At 39.4% G+C, this 1598-nt stretch carries 3 protein-coding genes and 1 pseudogene; all 4 read right to left on the bottom strand.

Features of this window, described 5'->3' with window-relative positions:
* Positions 1 to 4: 4 nt before the first annotated feature.
* Positions 5 to 265, bottom strand: coding sequence for a GNAT family protein (locus JUI58_RS00840; RefSeq protein ID WP_204101854.1), 261 nt, complete (start codon positions 263 to 265; stop codon positions 5 to 7).
* Between the two features lie 23 nt (positions 266 to 288).
* A complete protein-coding gene (locus JUI58_RS00835; protein ID WP_204101853.1) occupies positions 289 to 837 on the bottom strand; it encodes a hypothetical protein in 549 nt (182 codons plus the stop codon).
* A 3-nt stretch (positions 838 to 840) separates the two neighbouring features.
* Positions 841 to 1386, bottom strand: coding sequence for a restriction endonuclease (locus tag JUI58_RS00830; protein ID WP_204101852.1), 546 nt, complete (start codon positions 1384 to 1386; stop codon positions 841 to 843).
* A 43-nt stretch (positions 1387 to 1429) separates the two neighbouring features.
* Positions 1430 to 1598: pseudogene (locus tag JUI58_RS27500) on the bottom strand (1-acyl-sn-glycerol-3-phosphate acyltransferase); the annotation flags it as partial.

The raw sequence follows: 1598 nt of genomic DNA, 5'->3' as shown, positions 1-1598 counted from the left end.
TTTTCTAAAAAAGGTTGTTGGTTTTGGATGAAAGCACGAGCGCAATTGCGCCCTGGCATTCCAGAAATGCCTCCTCCTGGATGAGTGCCTGCTCCTGCTCGAATAACTGTTTTGCTCCAGTTTCAGTTCGTTGTTCCGGAGAAAAAGCTAAATATTGAGTTGCTTGTTCATCCTGCATAAATTCTAGATAATCTGAATAATCTTGTAAACAACAAGGGCGTAAAATTAGCCGTTTTGTTTCTAAGCGATCGGGTAACTTTATCATAGATTTAGATGATTGTCAATTGATTAAACGGGTGTAAGTTTGCGTGCCGATCGCAGAAATTGAATAGTTTCTTGAATCGTGGGTGCTTGACGTAAAATCTCAATATCTTCATCTGTTAACACGCTCAATAATTCAATCATATTATCGAATTTGTTTGACTGAGAAATTAATTGTTCTAAGGCTTTTTTCGGCTGAAGTTTTGCTAACTCGATGGTCTCTTCAGAAAGATCGCCACCAAAAACTCGCGCCAGAAAAGAGCGATCGTAAAATAAAATACATTCCATTTCCGGTTCGGCGAGAATGACTTCAACAGGAATGTCAATTGCTAAAATTTCCACAATTTCTTGAATATCTCGACGACGATATTCAATTAATTCTGGTATCATTGAATCAGCATCAGCAACAATAACAGTTGGAATTTGCCGACGCACAACGACAGAACGAGCAAAAGACTTAACAGCAGATGTCCCACCTGCGGCAAAAAGCCCAACATCATTGAGTAAATCTTCAGGAATTAAACTGCGAAGTAAATGTTCGTCAAAAGCAACTTCAGTAACAATGTAAGCGTTCATAGTTTATACTACCCCTCTAAAGTCAAAATCTGGTATTCCTTCCTCTACACAAGCACGATATTTACTCATTAAGAATTCGCGTATTTTTTCTTGCTCTAGTGAATATTGTATTTCTTCTCCATTCCAAAGAAGAATAGTGGATTGAGCAGAAAAAGCGACAAGTGTACGAGCAGGATTAGTAAAACCTTTTCGACTAAAAACTAAACCTACCGTGCTTGCGGGACGACGTGAAAGTTGGTTGCGAAGTTTTGCAATAGGCTCAATATCGACATCTTTCGCCCAATCTTTACTTTCCACTATACAGGAAAGTCCACTACAGTAGACAGCCCCATCAATTTGTTCGACGTTTTCCTCAAAAAGCCGCACGCGATAGGGATATCTAACTGTAGCTCCATCAAGCTGAAAAGCTCGTAAAACTAAGTATTCAAAGGCTTTACCTGGCTCCCAATCAGGGGTAGTATTGCCTTGCTCGATATTTTCCCAAAGCGATCGCAATTCCTCCCATTGCAAAGTTGCGATCGCTCTTTCATATTCTACTGATGTTGCCATTTTCTTCTCAAATTGAGATTCTTTTCGACAGTTAAAAGCAATATTATCGCCCTAAAGCGTGTAAAGAATTAATTGCTTCTGCACATTTTTCTGTTACCGATTGTAGTTCATCTCGTTTACTCGAACTTGGAGGAGCGATCGCCTCACCAATTCGGACTGTTACAGGCACAAGATGAGGAAAATAAGAACCTTTTTGTAATATCTTTTCTGTT

Origin of the sequence: Spirulina sp. CCY15215 (assembly GCF_016888125.1) — a bacterium.
GTDB lineage: Bacteria > Cyanobacteriota > Cyanobacteriia > Cyanobacteriales > Spirulinaceae > CCY15215.
This window is presented reverse-complemented; position numbering and strand designations above follow the sequence as displayed.